Origin of the sequence: Crinalium epipsammum PCC 9333 (genome assembly GCF_000317495.1) — a bacterium.
Taxonomy (GTDB): Bacteria; Cyanobacteriota; Cyanobacteriia; order Cyanobacteriales; family PCC-9333; genus Crinalium; species Crinalium epipsammum.
The window spans coordinates 4,298,179-4,314,946 of sequence record NC_019753.1 but is presented as its reverse complement, the minus strand read 5'-3'; the positions used below and the strand labels follow the sequence as shown (position 1 = coordinate 4,314,946).

General features: G+C 40.4%; 14 protein-coding genes. 12 read left to right on the top strand and 2 right to left on the bottom strand.

The features are described from left to right. The first annotated feature begins 33 nt into the window (after positions 1–33). The 5 genes from CRI9333_RS18705 (at position 34) to CRI9333_RS18685 (ending at position 4,903) form a co-directional block, all read left to right on the top strand. Positions 34–2,484, top strand: coding sequence for an ATP-dependent helicase (locus tag CRI9333_RS18705; protein WP_015204736.1), 2,451 nt, complete (start codon positions 34–36; stop codon positions 2,482–2,484). A gap of 297 nt (positions 2,485–2,781) precedes the next feature. After that, positions 2,782–2,979: a 50S ribosomal protein L35 gene (gene rpmI, locus CRI9333_RS18700; protein ID WP_015204735.1), complete on the top strand. Its 198-nt coding sequence runs from the start codon at positions 2,782–2,784 to the stop codon at positions 2,977–2,979. 55 nt (positions 2,980–3,034) lie between these two features. Then, on the top strand, positions 3,035–3,391 hold the full coding sequence (rplT, locus tag CRI9333_RS18695; protein WP_015204734.1) for a 50S ribosomal protein L20: 357 nt from the start codon (positions 3,035–3,037) through the stop codon (positions 3,389–3,391). A gap of 24 nt (positions 3,392–3,415) precedes the next feature. Then, positions 3,416–4,213 (top strand): transporter substrate-binding domain-containing protein, encoded by a 798-nt coding sequence (locus CRI9333_RS18690; RefSeq protein ID WP_015204733.1) that lies wholly within the window; start codon positions 3,416–3,418, stop codon positions 4,211–4,213. A gap of 165 nt (positions 4,214–4,378) precedes the next feature. Continuing rightward, positions 4,379–4,903: a tetratricopeptide repeat protein gene (locus CRI9333_RS18685; protein WP_015204732.1), complete on the top strand. Its 525-nt coding sequence runs from the start codon at positions 4,379–4,381 to the stop codon at positions 4,901–4,903. Positions 4,904–4,985: 82 nt separating this feature from the next. On the opposite strand, the gene CRI9333_RS18680 is transcribed toward CRI9333_RS18685, so the two are convergent. Both CRI9333_RS18680 and CRI9333_RS18675 read right to left on the bottom strand, forming a co-directional pair. Further along, positions 4,986–5,978, bottom strand: coding sequence for a ribose-phosphate pyrophosphokinase (locus tag CRI9333_RS18680; protein WP_015204731.1), 993 nt, complete (start codon positions 5,976–5,978; stop codon positions 4,986–4,988). Between the two features lie 530 nt (positions 5,979–6,508). Beyond that, on the bottom strand, positions 6,509–7,492 hold the full coding sequence (locus CRI9333_RS18675; RefSeq protein WP_015204730.1) for a GntR family transcriptional regulator: 984 nt from the start codon (positions 7,490–7,492) through the stop codon (positions 6,509–6,511). A gap of 222 nt (positions 7,493–7,714) precedes the next feature. Here CRI9333_RS18675 and CRI9333_RS18670 point away from each other — a divergent pair, with 222 nt between their 5' ends. The 7 genes from CRI9333_RS18670 (at position 7,715) to CRI9333_RS18635 (ending at position 16,702) form a co-directional block, all read left to right on the top strand. Then, the gene (locus CRI9333_RS18670; protein ID WP_041226119.1) at positions 7,715–8,455 is read left to right on the top strand and encodes a dienelactone hydrolase family protein; all 741 of its coding nucleotides are present in this window, start codon (positions 7,715–7,717) and stop codon (positions 8,453–8,455) included. A 43-nt stretch (positions 8,456–8,498) separates the two neighbouring features. Beyond that, positions 8,499–9,401: a S1 RNA-binding domain-containing protein gene (locus CRI9333_RS18665; protein ID WP_015204728.1), complete on the top strand. Its 903-nt coding sequence runs from the start codon at positions 8,499–8,501 to the stop codon at positions 9,399–9,401. 326 nt (positions 9,402–9,727) lie between these two features. After that, positions 9,728–10,411, top strand: a complete 684-nt coding sequence (locus tag CRI9333_RS18660) for a polysaccharide deacetylase family protein (RefSeq protein WP_015204727.1) — start codon at positions 9,728–9,730, stop codon at positions 10,409–10,411. Positions 10,412–11,153: 742 nt separating this feature from the next. After that, complete coding sequence (gene rpoD / locus CRI9333_RS18650) at positions 11,154–12,305, top strand: RNA polymerase sigma factor RpoD (RefSeq protein WP_015204726.1); 1,152 nt, start codon at positions 11,154–11,156, stop codon at positions 12,303–12,305. Positions 12,306–12,410: 105 nt separating this feature from the next. Continuing rightward, a complete protein-coding gene (locus tag CRI9333_RS18645; RefSeq protein WP_015204725.1) occupies positions 12,411–12,707 on the top strand; it encodes a hypothetical protein in 297 nt (98 codons plus the stop codon). Continuing rightward, positions 12,704–13,210 carry a PIN domain-containing protein gene (locus tag CRI9333_RS18640; RefSeq protein WP_015204724.1) on the top strand — a complete coding sequence of 169 codons (507 nt, stop codon included), beginning with the start codon at positions 12,704–12,706 and terminating at the stop codon, positions 13,208–13,210. The genes CRI9333_RS18645 and CRI9333_RS18640 overlap by 4 nt, the downstream gene beginning before the upstream one ends. 225 nt (positions 13,211–13,435) lie before the next feature. Then, complete coding sequence (locus CRI9333_RS18635) at positions 13,436–16,702, top strand: glycoside hydrolase family 15 protein (protein ID WP_041226117.1); 3,267 nt, start codon at positions 13,436–13,438, stop codon at positions 16,700–16,702. The last annotated feature ends 66 nt before the right edge of the window (positions 16,703–16,768 follow it).

The following is a 16,768-nucleotide window of genomic DNA, read 5'->3' as shown; positions in this document are numbered from 1 at the left end:
CTGCTCACCCCTCGCTTTCGTGTTAAAAGAAAAATGTCAGACACACCAGATCATCCGTTTACAAGTCCCGATAGTAAGGGATCTTTAGTCACTAGCACAACTGAAACAGTATCGCCATCGAATCAAAGTGCGATCGCAAATCTCCGACAGCAAGCAATACAACGCCTCCGTAATAACCTACGTCCAGGGCAACAAAGCATGGCTGATTGGCAAGGAGGATCATTAGCCGTTTCTGCGGTTCCTGGCGCTGGTAAGTCTACAGGGATGGCGGTAGCTGCGGCAATTGCGATCGCACGTTACCAATTAAATACTCGTAAACAACTAATTATTGTTACTTTTACCCGTTCTGCTGCTGCTAATATTAAAGCCAAAATTCGTCAGTCTCTACGAGAGTTATCACTACCACAAACAGGATTTGCTGTTCATACATTACACGGTTTAGCACTAAATATTGCCAGCAGATATCCAGATTTATCAGCTTTAAACTTAGATACAGCTACAATAATTTCACCTAACCAAAATCATCGCTTAATTCGCTCTTGTGTAGAACAATGGATTGCTGTTAATTCTCGGCGTTATAACGCCTTATTAGAAGGTAATCAATTTGATGGAGAAGAAACAGAACGGCTGAGAAGACAATCAGTGTTGCGGACAGAAGTACTGCCTAGCCTAGCTAATATAGTGATTCGCGAAGCCAAAAGTTCTGGTTTGACACCACAAGATTTATGGTTAATGAGCGAGCAAACACCGGATGATTATGGCATATTAGCGATCGCGGCTGGCTTATATGAACAATATGAAAACTCTAGGCGATCGCGCGACTTCATCGACTACGATGATATGATCCTCGCAGCACTACGAGTACTAGAAAACGACAGCGCCCGTAAGATTTGGCAAGATCAAGTATTTGCCGTATTTGAAGACGAAGCGCAAGACTCATCTCCCCTGCAAACCAAATTATTAGAAATTCTCGCCACCGACTCAGGAAGCGCAAAACAATTTGAAATTACTAATACAAATAACCTTAATTTAGTACGAGTAGGAGATCCTAACCAAGCAATTAACTCTACCTTCACCCCAGCAGACCCGATCTATTTTCGCTCCTTTTGCTCTGAATGCAGCCAAATAGGGCGTTTAGCAACAATGGATCAAGCTGGGCGTAGTTCTCGAATTATTATTGATGCAGCTAACTTTGTTCTTAACTGGGTTAATCGTAGTTATGGAGGCGAACAAATAGGATCAGAATTATCCAATCCTAAATCAGAACTGCCTTTTAGCCCCCAAAATATTCGCCCCGTTAATTTAGATGACCCTCAACAAGATGCTAACCCAGCGCCCACAGGTCGAGGGCTAGAAATTTACAAACCGCGTGATGTTTATGACACAGTTAAGCTAATTGGTAAGCGCGTTATTGAATTATTTGCCCAAAACCCAGAAGGCAACGCCGCAGTTTTAGTACGAGAGAACCGACAAGGCAGCTTTATTGCCGAACAACTACACTTTTTGCAACGCGAACACGGTATAGAAGTATACGACGTTGCCCAAAGCAATCTATATTCTCACGTCCCCGCAGAAATTCTCGCAGTGCTGCAATTTCTCGACCGTCCCCATTCCCCTGATTATCTCAAAGCAGCATTAGAAGTCTTCGTACAGCGTCAACTTATCCCTACCCAAGACCTTAACGCCCTTGCCAGCTTACCAGAGCAATTCCTCTATCCAGGTCCTTTAGATCCACCCCAAACACCTGCGGTGCGCCAAGCAGGTCGCTATTGTCGCAGCCTTTTACGCGCCCGTTTAGAACTTCCCCATTATCAGCTAATTTCTTTCTTAGCTCTGACTTTAAACTACGATCAATCTGAACTAGCAACAGCAGATAAATTAGCAGAAAGAATCGCCAAACAAACTGCTGGTAACGGTTCCTTGAGCGCAAACTTAACTGTCCTGAGCGAAATTGTCAACTCAGAAAAGTTTGAACCAGTAGAAGCAGAAGACAGCGAAGGTCGTTATCTGCGAAAAGGTCAACTCACTATTATTACGATGCACAAAGCTAAAGGCTTAGACTGGGATTATGTCTTCATTCCCTTTTTGCATGAAGATACCCTTCCTGGTTCTCCTTGGGTTCCTACTGCTGCTCAATTTTTGGGAGAATTTACCCTAGCAGAAGTTGCAAGAGCGCAAATTCGGGCTTATCTACATGGTAAATATCTGCAACCACAAGATTTGCCTGAACTTCCAGTTGCAACTGAAGCTTGGCAACAAGCAGCACGTTTAAAGAGTGCCGAAGAATACCGCTTATTATATGTAGCCATGACACGCGCCAAGCGTCTGCTATGGATGGCAGCAGAAGATAAAGGACCTTTTAGATGGAATACATTTAACCACAACCAAGGAGACAATTTGCAGGAGAAAAAGCCTTGCCCTGTAATTCCAGCATTGAAAAGTCGCTTTCCTAATTCTGTCGTAGCTTTATCAGAAGTATTATAATTCTTGCAAAAGTCCTAATTTTTTTAGAACGCAGATGCAAGCAGATGGACGCAGATAAACGCAGATAATACAAAATCCTTTGTTGAATACCCCCAAAATCTTCTTTCTCTTTCTTCGCGTCCTTTGCGTCTTGGCGGTTTAATCAAAAAAACGGGTAATCAAAGCGGATTTAGTATAAGTAGCTTCACATAAAAAAGCTGACCGCTAATAGCTAACCGCTAACTGCTATATCAACTAATTGACTAAAAAACACAGATAATAGTAAAATAAGAGATTGTGTCGAATTAAAGCCAGTGTATGCCTAAACTAAAAACCCGCAGGGCTGCGGCGAAGCGTTTTAAAGCTACAGGAAGCGGCAAAATTTTTCGCCGTAAAGCCTTTAAAAATCACCTTTTAGAGCATAAGAGTTCTGAACGTAGAAATCGTTTGTCTCAAAAAGCTCTGGTGCATGAAAGAGATGAGGAAAATGTACGCCTCATGCTGCCTTATTTGTAGATTTGCCTAATTGGGTCGATCGCGCATTGTTAACTACTAAAAACAAAAACTAGCTATGACACGGGTAAAACGCGGTAATGTCGCTCGTAAGCACCGCAAAAAGATTCTCAAGCTTGCCAAGGGTTTCCGAGGTTCGCATTCAAAATTGTATCGGACTGCCAATCAACAGGTGATGAAGGCGCTGCGTAACGCCTATCGCGATCGCAAAAAACGCAAGCGTGATTTTCGTCGCCTGTGGATCACCCGTATTAACGCCGCAGCACGTATGCAAGGCGTTAGTTATAGCCAATTGATCGGCAAAATGAAAAAAGCCAATATCGAAATTAACCGTAAAATGTTGGCGCAAATCGCAGTAATTGATCCAGGTAGCTTTGCCCAAGTGGTACAGTTAGCTACTTCTTCTCAAGGCTAAAGGTTGAAGGTTGAAGGTTGAAGCATGAAATTTAAAACTTCACTCTTCAGACTTCATCCTTTATTGTTCCTGCTGTTTGTAGCTATTTCATTTTTAAGTTTTAATTCAAATTGCGCCTCTGCTGCGGAGTTAGAAAAAATTAAGCAACGGGGTTCTTTAATAGTTGCTGTTAAAGATAATTTGCGTCCGTTAGGTTTTCGCAATACCGCAGGCAATTTGCAGGGACTAGAAATAGATTTAGCTAAACGTCTGGCAGCAGAAATATTGGGTAATTCTGAAGCTGTTGTTTTGCAACCAGTCAATAATCGCGATCGCTTATCTGTTGTTACAAATAATAAAGTTGACTTGACAATTGCTAGGGTAGCAGCAACAACAGCCCGATCTCGGTTGGTTGACTTGAGTTTTTCATACTACTTGGATGGCACTACTTTTGTCACCAAAAATCCCAATGTGAGGCTGATAAACGATCTCTCTCGTCAAAAAATTGCTGTAATTAAAGGCTCTAGCACCATTGCCGACGTAAAATATAATTTACCGAATGCCCAGTTGGTGGGAGTAGATTCTTATGAAGCAGGGCGATCGCTGTTAGAATCTAATCAGGTTGTTGCCTTTGCTGCTGATGCTAGTGTATTAGCTGGCTGGGTGCAGGAGTATCCCCAATATCGTCTTCTGCCTTCACGGTTATCAACTGAAGCATTGTCTGTAGTGATGCCCAAGGGATTGAAGTATGATACTTTACGCCGTCAGGTAAATAGTGCGATCGCTCGTTGGCAAGCTGAAGGTTGGTTAAAAGAACGCGCCAATTATTGGGGTTTACCCTAAACTCTAAGCTGGCGACTGGCAGAACTGACAAAAATTTATCCCAAATCGTTGTAAAGTTAAAAAGTTATAATCTTAGTCCAACCAGATCAAAATATACGTTTAATCTATCCGACTTGAATTAGACAAAAATTAACTTCCCCTGCAATAGCGCGATCGTACAAAATTATGGATAGTTCTCTTCCCATTCTTTATCTCTCGGTTTTACTTATTTTACTTGCCATTGCTGGTTTTACAATTCTGCGTCAGGTTCTCAAAACTCGTCAGACAGAAATGGCGATTTCTAGGCTACAAGGTCAACTGAGTAATGAAAAAGGTGCGCCTGAAGACTATTATCAGTTAGGTAGCATTTATCTAGATAAAAAACTTTACTCTCAAGCTATTGGTCAGTTTCAGAAAGCGTTAAAAGCTGAAGATCCTGAACCTGAAATTCTTGCTTTGACATACAACGGGTTAGGCTTTGCTTATTTTGCTCAAGAGCAATACGATTTAGCAATTCGGAACTACAAAGAAGCCTTGAAAGCCCAACCAAACTATGTAACTGGGATTAACAATCTTGCTCACGCTTACGAGCGTAAAAAATTAACGGCTCAAGCTTTACAAACTTATGAAGATGCTCTTAAGTATGATCCCGACAATGACACTGCCAAACGTCGTGCGGAATCACTAAAAAAACGTTTTGTTACTTCTTAGTAAATCAAAAATTAAACAAGTCAGGAGTCAGGAGAATTCAGGCGATCATTCTGAATCCTGACTCCTTTTTGGTTAATTTTGGCTAGCGGAACATACTGCTAACAGAAGTATCCTCGTGAATTCTCCAGATAGTTTCACCTAATACGTTTGCTACTGACAACAGCGTAAGCTGCTCAAAGCGATCGCTTTCGGGAACTGGAATAGTATTTGTGACAATTACTTCTTCAAACACACCGCTAGATAGACGTTCGATCGCAGGTGGAGAGAAAACGGCATGAGTAGCACAAGCATAAACTTGTCTAGCTCCCTGCTGTCGCAATATCCTAGCGGCTTCGCTAATTGTGCCACCAGTGTCGATCATGTCGTCTACTAAAACGGCTGTTTTACCAGCAACATCGCCAATTACATTCATAACTTCTGCCACGTTATGGGCTTGGCGACGCTTATCAACAATTGCTAGAGGAGCATCATTGAGCTTTTTGGCAAATGCTCTCGCTCGTGCAACTCCACCGACATCGGGTGAAACCACCACTAGATCTGATAGTTGCTTGCTGGCTAAGTAATTAATTAGTACAGGTGAACCGTAGACATGATCGAACGGAATATCAAAGTAGCCTTGGATCTGAGCAGAATGCAAATCCATTGCTAAAATGCGATCGGCTCCAGCCTGAGTAATTAAGTTAGCAACCAACTTGGCTGTGATGGATTCGCGCCCAGCAGTCTTACGATCTGCACGAGCGTATCCATAGTAAGGCATGACAGCCGTGATTTGCCGAGCCGAAGCGCGACGACAGGCATCGATCATGATCAGCAACTCCATTAAGTGATCGTTCACTGGCTGGCAAGTTGGCTGAATCAAATAAACATCACAACCTCGGATTGATTCCTGAATTTGGATGTATAGCTCACCATCTGCAAATCGCTTGCGGAGCATGGGACCTAAGTCCATACCTAAATAGCGAGCAATTTCCTGAGACAGTTGCAGATTGGCGGAACCAGAGAATAACCTTAGGCGATTACTGTCCACCATCTGTGGCAGCGTCGGCTGAAGCGTTAAAGTTGCAGAACGGATCACAGCAGACCCTCGAAGCTCATATAATCATCGTAATTTTATCATTCTAAGTTAAAAAGTTTTATTTGCATCATTTCCATCTATAAATAATTGATTAGTAGATCAAAAGCTGGAACAATAATTTGAAGAAATTTGTAATAAAGTGATAGAAATGTTTAAGCTGAGGAGTGGGCAAGCTCACTCTCCCATTAACCAAAAACAACAATCTTCACTTTAGCCGATGAATTGGAAATTAAGGCGATCTAGCTGATTACACTTACGTATTTTTACGGATATAGCTAGGTAATTTGTCAGCATGAGCGACCTTACTGCCGAAGTTTTGCGTCTACGCAAATAAACTTGTACATTTTTAAATTAAGAGAAAAGTTATCAAACGCTTTTCCCCTCTCTCCTCCCTCCTCCCTCCTCCCTCCTCTCCCCCTCAAAGATAAAACCTAGAAACACAACAGCTTATCAGCTAAAATCATTAGCTGAAAAGAAAAATTGCTCCCAATTAAACATTGGGAAAATTGTATTTATTGTTACGTTGATCATTACTCTAAGCCCAATTCCCGTTTCAACAAACTAATCGACTTGGTGGAGATGTAGTTTTCACTGATAAATATTTGGGGTGGGCGAATAATATCTTCTCTGGCGGCGGCAATTGCTGCCTTAACCGTAGGTAAAGTTACTTGATCGGCGATAATGGTATGGGCGCTGCGTACAATAGCTTTGAGCTTGTAGGTATCTGTAACTTGGCAAGTCACTACAAGCAAATCATCGCCACGCAGACTATAAATAATAATTTCTGCAACGTTTAAAATACCTGCACTGAGGCTAACGATCCCAAGATAGCTGTCTTTAGGTAAATCTGTAATTAATTTGAGTTCGTCTTCGTAGTCGTGAATATCCACAGGGATAACGCGCACCGAGTTAGGGGCAGCGATCGCTTCTGCTTCTTGAATAAAATAGCGGTTAGTTACTACTGTGGCGGAGTGTGTTTGCTGTAGCAATACTTGAAGTTCTTCCAGAGGAACCAGTTGGACTGGAATTTTTAAGGCTTCTTCGAGTTCTTGCACCATCAACTCACCTGCGCCAAGATCTCTTTGGGGAACTGTCACCAGCACTCTAGCACTACAGCGTAAGCGCCAGTCGATTTCTGCTAAAAATAATTCTCTGGCAAAAGAAAGTGAAAAATCTTGGTTGAGTAGTTCATCCAAGCTTTTTTGGACAATTTGATTAGCTTTGGGATAGTTATCCAGCAGTGGCGATCGATGTTGAGTGCCAATCTCATGACCTAAAGCGCGGACATAAATGCCCGATCCGGCTTGGGTGTCTACCAGTCCACCTTCTTCTAGTTGTTTATATACTTTGCTAATAGTGTTACGGTGCAGCCCTGTTTGCATAGCTAATAGTCTGGTGCTAGGCAAACGCTTACCAGGTGGAAACTGACGAGAGGCGATCGCAAATTGCATCTGGTCAAATAACTGTTTTGATGCAGGGACTTCACTATCTGGCTGAATTTGAAACTGAACCATATTTTGCACCCTAAAACCCTGTAATAAGAGCGCATATAGAACTTATTGTGCTGGATGCGCGATCTATTAAGTACTTTTATCGCTGATTTAGGTTGCGATCGTCCACTAAAACACAAAAATTACTTGATAAAAACGTAGCATGGTACGTTTCTAGCTCAAATATTTGTAGCGATACTTTTCCAAATTGGTATAAAATCAACGCCAACAAAATCGAAAATTATGATGACAGACCAAGAAATTCGTACTGATACCGTTAAAATTTCTAATGGAGATATCCAAATTTCGGCTTACATAGCGATGCCAGCCAGCGAGGGAGTATTTCCAGGTATTGTGGTGTTACAAGAAATTTTTGGAATTAACTCCCACATTCGAGATGTGACAGAACGCCTAGCTAAAGAAGGCTATATGGCGATCGCACCTGCACTATTTCAACGCACCGTCCCTAATTTTGAAGCTGGATACACACCAGAAAGCATCGAAACTGGTAGAAACTATGCTTTTCAAACCAAAGCATCAGAGTTACTCAGCGATATTCAAGCAGCAATAGATTACTTGAAAAGTCTGCCCAATGTTAAACAAAATTTTGGCGTAATCGGGTTTTGCTTTGGCGGTCACGTTGCCTACCTAGCAGCGACTCTACCAGATATCAAAGCTACTGCCTCCTTCTATGGCGCTCGCATTGCTACTGCCACCTTGGGAGACGGCGAACCAACAATCACCCGCACCCCAGAAATCAAAGGCAAGCTTTACGCCTTCTTTGGAAGCGAAGATGCCAGCATTCCAGTTGAACAAGTAGATCAAATTGAGGAAGAGTTACAAAAATATCAAATTCCTCATCAAATATTTCGCTACGATCAAGCTGATCACGGATTCTTTTGCGATCAACGTAGTAGTTATAATCCCGACGCAGCAGCAGATGCCTGGAAACAGGTTAAACAGTTGTTTGCCAAAGAACTACAATAACCTGAAATCAATATCTGTGTTTAACTTATCAGCTTAACTTCTCATGACTTCCAAATCGACTGCTTCTCAAAAGGCAAATCAGTCATTTACAATGGATGACTTTGCAAAAGCCCTTGAACAACACGACTATAGTTTTCAACAAGGACAAGTCGTGCGCGGCAAGGTACATAGCTATGATACTGATGGCGTATATGTTGATATCGGTGGTAAGTCTTTGGCTGTTGTTCCCATCCAAGAGATTGCTGCAAACGATATAACCGATGTATCGACAGTACTGCCATTGCAGGAGGAGCAGGAATTTCTAATTATTCGGGAACAGGATGCAGATGGTCAAGTAACACTGTCTCGCCGTCAGTTACAAATTAAGCACGCTTGGGATTCTATTGCTGAAATGCAAGACAATAAGCAATCGGTGCAAGTGCGCGTCAGTGGTGTGAATAAGGGGGGTGTGACAGTAGATTTCCAAGGGGTACGGGGGTTTATTCCGCGATCGCATTTGATTGATCGGGAAAATCTACCCGAATTAGTTGGTCAAAATTTGACTACTAGCTTTTTGGAAGTTAATCCTGAAACTAAAAAACTGGTGTTTTCCCAACGTGAAGCTAATCGCGCTGCTAGCTTTAGCCAGCTAGAAGTCGGACAGTTAGTTGAAGGAAAAGTTTCTAGTCTCAAGCCTTTCGGCATCTTCGTTGAAACTGAAGGTACTACTGGATTAATTCACATCAAGCAGGTAAGCCAAAAGTATATTGAATCCTTACCGTCGCTGTTTGAAATAGGTCAGCCTATTAAAGCAGTGATTATTGAACTTGATGAAGGTAAAGGACGAGTTTCTTTATCTACTAGAGTTTTGGAAAATTACCCTGGAGAGATGTTAGAAAATCTCGCAGAAGTAATGGCTTCAGCCGAAGCTCGTGCTGAAAGAGCAACTAAAAAACTATTTGGTTAAGTATCAATTAGACCTATCCAGAAATTAAGGTGGGTTATTTATAGCTTTTAGCTTTCAGCGTAGAGACGCGAAATAATGCGTCTCTACATTGTTTTTGGGCAGATGTATCTTAAAATTTTGGCGCTAAAGCTTCACTACAAACCTATTTTTGCGCCTAAGCTAGGCTAAATACAGCAAAATTTTTTGATCACAAAGCAGTAATAATAGGAAATTATTGTTAACCTTAAAAAAATAGCCTCGTCGTTTAGCTTGACTAGGCTTTTACATCTCAGGTGATTATTCACTCTTCAATTCAATTCCTTAAAAATTAGATGCTTTAAAACTGAATGCCGATTGCGCCCATAACTCCAATTCTCTACCGAATTCTTAAACCTACTTTTCCTAGCTGCCTTTGGGCTGGATGTGCTAATTCAAAAGAAATCGCGCTTACCTTTGATGATGGCCCGCATCCTGAATACACACCGCAGCTATTAGATGTATTAGATCGTTACCAAGTTTCGGCTAGTTTTTTCTGGCTAGGTGTTTGTGTTAACCGCGCACCAGCAGTGGCTAGATCTGTATATCAACGAGGTCACTGGATTGGATTACACGGGTACGATCATCGCTCTTTTGCTCGTCTAAGTAGTAAGGAGTTGAAGCAGAGTTTGGAATTAACCCAGGAGGCGATCGCAACTTCCTGTAATTTAGAACCTAAATATGTTCGTGATGTGCGACCCCCTAATGGTTTGTTTAGACCCCGAACCTTAGATTTATTACACGAGTGGAATTATCGACCTGTAATGTGGAGTGTTGTACCAGAAGATTGGGTACGACCTGGAATTTCAGTTGTTACTCAACGAATTATCCGACAAGTTCACAATGGGTCGTTAATTGTTCTGCATGATGGCTATTATGGAGGACAAGACGTAGCCCAAACTACTGCTCAAATCATTCCCATGTTGATCGAGCAAGGTTATAATTTTGTTACGATTGATAGACTTTGGGAGAAACTTCAGTTAAACACTGCCTAGCTTTAAAAGCTGATCTGCAACTCACTAATACATCCTTTGCTGATCCGCTAACAGCACCCATACTTTCACCTTCATTTAACTTGTAATCGGATAAAAATAATTATTTGCTTGTCCTACTTCCTCTGATGGCAAAATTAGAATATCTATTAGCTACTTTTATGGCATTCTTGAGCCAAATTCATTAAAATGTCGGAAGAGATTTGAGCCAACAATCTGTATAGCAGCCAATAAGCTGTGAAATTAAGATTTAGGCATCAACTCCCAATAATGGTAATTAAGCCAAGATTTTTGTGAAGTTTAACGATCAATACACTAGGCAAATCAAAAAGTAGCAGCTAAACTGATCGGGTGGGAGTGACAAACAATTTTGCAGTTAGCTTTCATCAAGCTAAAAAAATGACTTTCCTTGGGTATCCTGTTACTCAAGCGTTAGTAAACCCTGGCTTAAATTACGAAAATAAACGACGTTTAAAGTTTTTTTATAAATTTAGAAATAAAACAAACCAAAAACGTGCAATTTTTGTGAGAAAGGCTACAATCAAAAAGGTTTCACCTAAATTCAGGATTAACACCTACTTCAACGCTTTTATGGATAACTGAAAAGCAAGCGATTTGAAAATCTTTTGACTAAAACGATAATTAAGCGTTGAAGGTTTGGTACAACTAATTGCTGGCTAATTTTTGGTTAGATTAACTAACACCATATTCTGGTTTTTAATTTAAGGAGCATGAGGAACACGGCATGACCCAGGCTAACGACGTACTCGCAATCGCACCTCTCACTGAAGAACCTGATGCAAGCGATTTGGAACGAAGCGAGTTGGAACTTTTGCTAGATAATGAAGCTGATTCAGACGATGATATTGTGGATGTTCCATCTGATGAGGACGACAGTAAGCCTGGTAAGGTTCGCTCTACTCGTCGTCGCGCACAAACCAAAAAGAAGCACTACACAGAAGATTCAATTCGCCTCTATTTACAAGAAATTGGTCGCATCCGCTTACTACGAGCAGATGAAGAAATTGAGTTAGCGCGTAAAATTGCTGAGTTGCTGCAATTAGAGCGGGTGTATGAGCAGTTGAAGGCTCAACTAGACCGCGAACCAAAAGATAGTGAATGGGCTTTGGCTGTAGAAATGCCGTTGCCACAATTTCGCCATCGTCTCTATTTAGGGCGACGGGCAAAAGACAAGATGGTGCAGTCTAACCTGCGTCTGGTGGTGTCTATTGCTAAAAAATATATGAATCGGGGCTTGTCATTTCAAGATCTGATTCAAGAAGGTAGTTTAGGTTTGATTCGCGCTGCCGAAAAATTTGACCACGAAAAAGGTTATAAGTTTTCTACTTATGCTACTTGGTGGATTAGACAGGCTATTACAAGAGCGATCGCAGATCAGTCTCGCACAATTCGCTTACCTGTCCATCTTTATGAAACTATTTCTCGAATAAAGAAAACTACTAAGCTGCTTTCCCAAGAAATGGGACGTAAGCCAACTGAAGAAGAAATCGCAACTCGCATGGAAATGACCATCGAAAAGCTGCGGTTTATTGCTAAATCTGCTCAACTTCCAATTTCTTTAGAAACACCCATTGGTAAAGAAGAAGATTCTCGTTTGGGAGACTTCATTGAAGCTGATGGCGAAACACCAGAAGATGAGGTTTCTAAAAATCTCTTGCGGGAAGATTTAGAAAGCGTCCTTGATACCCTTAGCCCTCGTGAGCGTGATGTTCTCCGGTTACGTTATGGCTTAGATGATGGACGGATGAAGACTTTAGAAGAAATTGGTCAAATCTTCAATGTTACCCGCGAACGGATTCGTCAAATTGAAGCGAAAGCTTTGCGAAAATTGCGCCATCCAAATCGCAATAGTATTTTGAAAGAATACATCCGTTAGATCACAATTAGCACTTTCAAAAATCAATAGCCAGAAATTAAGAATAAACCCTTGATTTCTGGCTTTTTGTTCACAAGTCTATATTTATAGTGGAGTAAGCAATTTATGAAAGCTACAGATATTAAAATTGATGTACGTGAGGCTGTTAATATAGCGGAAAAATATTTTGATTCCGTTAAAGATATGATGGGACTGCAAGTAAATGACCTTAGACTAGAGGAAGTTGAGCTATCAGAAGATAAAAATTTTTGGTTAATTACATTGGGATTTAATCGTCTCACCGATACAGCTAAAAATCCTCTTGGGCTTCCTACTATTCCTAGACAGGAGCGCGAATATAAAATATTTAATATAGACGCTCAAACTGGGGAAGTTAAGTCTATGAAAATTAGAGAAGTATGAATGAAATTCGCCCTATCTTGGAGCGTTACAAACAAAAGGGAATTTTAATTGATACAAATATACTGCTTCTCTGGTTTGTTGGTACTGCTAATCGTGGGAGAATATCTAAGTTTAATCGCACTGAAAAATTTACAGCAGAAGATTATGACTTACTTTTAAGGATTATCTTATTTTTTAATAAAATTGTTACAACTCCTCATATATTGACTGAAGTTAATAGTTTGATTAATCAGATAGGTGAACCAGAACGTTCGCAGTGCTTGTCTATATTTGCTGATATTATTAACCACAGGTTAACTGAATCTAAGATCGAAAGTGCTACAGCTACCAAGCTGGAGAACTTTACTAAGTTTGGGCTTACAGATTGTGGAATTATTGTTCTAGCTAAAGATTACTTAGTGCTTACAGATGATTTTAGATTAGCTAATTATCTGCAAACAGTAGGAATTGATGTAATTAACTTTAATCATATTCGTAGAAATGAATGGAAAGTAAAAGGTTAGTGATTCTCAGTATTTGGAGAATTTAAGGGTTTTTCAAACAATATTGGCAATTTATCAACCAAGCTTAGTAAATTTATGTAAAGTAATGTAAACAAATTTTTCCAAAACGGCAAGAGAGAAAGTTAGCTTTGTAACTGTTTTAAAACGGTGGATTGTGGATATATTGTGGAAGAAGAGATTTTGTCCTCAGCCACAAGGTTGATTTTTTTGTCGCCAGTGAAGCAAATGTCAATCAACACCGCTCAACAGCAATCCAGATTGGATCATTACTACCAACAAATCAAAGCTGTAATACTTAACCGCCAAAATCCGATTACGGGTTTGTTACCAGCTTCTACTGCAATTACTGCTCACGGCGACTATACAGATGCTTGGGTGCGGGACAATGTTTATAGTATTTTGGCGGTTTGGGGACTGGCGATCGCGTATCGCAAGGTAGATACTGATCCAGGGCGGTTATTTGAACTAGAACACAGTGTAATTAAGTTGATGCGCGGGCTGTTGTTTGCGATGATGCGACAAGCGCACAAGGTCGAACGATTCAAACAAACTCAATCGCCTTTAGATGCGCTGCACGCTAAATATAATACCCAAACTGGTGATGTAGTGGTGGGTGATGATGAGTGGGGACATTTGCAATTAGATGCAACCTCACTATTTATTCTGATGCTGGCGCAGATGACGGCTTCAGGGCTGCATATTATTTATTCTATTGATGAAGTAAATTTTGTACAGAATTTGGTGTATTACATTGGGCGGACTTACCGCACACCAGATTATGGGTTATGGGAAAGAGGGAATAAAGCTAATCGTGGCAACCCAGAATTAAATGCTAGTTCGGTGGGGATGGCTAAAGCTGCGTTGGAAGCAATTAATGGATTGAATTTATTTGGGGTACGGGGTGATCAAGCTTCTGTTATTCATGTTTTAGCAGATGAAATTGCGCGATCGCGTCTTACCTTAGAATCATTATTACCCAGAGAATCTAGCTCAAAGGAAACTGATGCAGCATTGTTAAGTATTATCAGTTTTCCGGCATTTGCAATTGAAGATGTGCAACTAATAAAACGCACACGCACAAAAATTATTGAAAAGTTACAAGGACGCTACGGTTGCAAACGGTTTTTACGCGATGGACATCAAACAGTTTTAGAAGATACAACTCGCTTACATTATGAACCTTGGGAATTACAGCAATTTGAGCATATTGAGTGCGAGTGGCCGTTATTTTTTACATATTTACTGTTAGATGGTGTATTTAGAGGAGATAGCGAACAAGTAAAAGATTACCAACAGCGTTTATCATCTTTATTAGTTGAAAACGGTGGGCAATTATTACCAGAACTTTATTATGTACCAGCAGAAAATGTAGCAGCAGAAAAAGCATCTCCTCATAGTCAAAAGCGTTTGCCTAATGAAAATGTTCCCCTGGTTTGGGCGCAAAGTTTATATTTCTTAGGTCAGCTTTTAATTGAGGGATTATTAGCACCTGGAGATGTTGATCCGCTAGGTCGCCATTTATCTATTGGAAGTAACCGCAAGCCAGTAGTACAAATAGCATTAATTGCTGAAGATGAAGATTTACAAGCGCAATTAGCAGATTATGGATTTGCTTCACAAACGCCGACACAAATAGAACCAATTTCTATCCGTCAGGCGATGGAACTTTCTGATATTTATTATCAAATTGGTCGTAATGATCAACTTAGTATGACGGGACGACCAGTAAGACGTTTACGAAGTTTGACAACTGCGAGAATTTTTAAAATTCGGGGAGAAACAATTGTTTTCTTACCTTCCTTTTTAGACCAACAGCAGTTCTATTTAACGTTAGATTACCATTTTTTAGTAGCTGAAATCAAAAGTGAATTAGCTTATATTCACGAGCATTGGTGTGAATTAGGTCGTCCCACAATTACTCTGTTGCTAACTCATGCTTTGTTAGCAGAGGGAAGTCAGGAATTTGTAAAAAGCTCAAAAAATCTCACTCAAGAATTTGACTCCCCGTTACTTAAACTGATGAACCAATTACAAAACGGAGTGTGTAATGGTGTACCAGTAAGATTAGGCAGAATTAATCAATTAATGCTAACTTCTGGGAGAGAGAGAATTGATTTTCTCCACGATTTTGAATTTACCCAAGCTGCTGTTAAAGATGCTGCGCCTGCTTGTTACTATTTGCCTTACCATCCCGATCAGAATTTTCCTTTAAGTAATACCCAAGAATTTTTACTAGAGTGTGAAACTAATTTAGGGTTGTTGCTAAGAAGTTTGCGTGAGTCAGAAAATATCTATCAACAAATTGAGTTATTACAAACACTCAACCGTTTACAAGGAATAGATTTTGATACAGGTTTTGGAGGTTCAGGACTAAAAGTTACAGTTGCAGATTTATTGAATGAAGTTTATATCAAGGCGGGGGGTGAAGGTAGATCTCCTCATTGGTCTGTAATTCGCTATGCGGCGGCGTTATTAAATAAGGTTGATATTGGTTTATCGGACGCGGTGACAGAAATTTTAGTACGGGGTAAGCAAGTAACTGTAGGGAAAGCTTACAGTGAGGCTTCTTTAATTACACGCCCGATGTCTTATCCAGAAATTATGGATAAGATTAATGAGTTTTGTCGGGAAGATATTCGCGATCGCGTTCTTACTCAAGAAATTCTAATTTATCTTGGTTTGTTAATCAAGTCAGACCCGCAACTACTTGATAACTTGTTAACGTTGCGGGTTGGTTATTTAATTTTGTTGCTGACAAGTGAGTTAGCAGTTGAATTAAAAGTAACTCAAGATGAAGCTTATGAGCGATTAATGGCATTAAGTCCATTTGAAATTAAAACTCATTTACGTCAAGTTTTAGCTGGGTATGAAGGCATGAATCAAATGCTACGTCAACAAGAATCTTTGCACGTTAAACAACCAGAGCAAGATATTGATTGGGTTGTACTACCAATGGAACAAGATGAGGGAGAAGTCCCCTTTGCAGGTTGGTTACGACAACGACAGTTAAATGGGGCAATTAATCGCGTTCCTAAAGACTTTTACCCGAATGTTTGGAAATTAATGAAGCATTCTAAGGGGTTAGTAATTGGTGATAAGTTAGAACGACGAAATCGTTTGGATAGTGATGTAATTCTTTCGGAAATGACACCTGGAGAAAAGAATTTTGCTTTGCGGATTGAGCATTTACTGAATAAAATTCAAGCGCCAGAGTATCGACAAGTTAATATTGAGACATTGATGGAATTAGCTGCGATCGCAGAACGCAATCCTAATTTACAAATAGAAGAATATTTAGTATTAGATGTAATAATTGGTCATGCTGTGCGCCTTGCTTGGTTAGAAAGGTTTCCAGAGAAAGCCGATAGATATGATGAGTATAAAGCGGGGGCGTGGCGGGCTTTTTATGGTACTTCTCCGAGAGAATGTGCAGGTTTTATTGTGAAAGCGTTTAGATTCTTAACAGAATTCGGAAGCGATCGCGCTGCCTAGCTGATCATTCAAAGTACAAAAGAGCCAGAATTAACCAATTTTGGCTCTTAAATGCTTATATCAGAC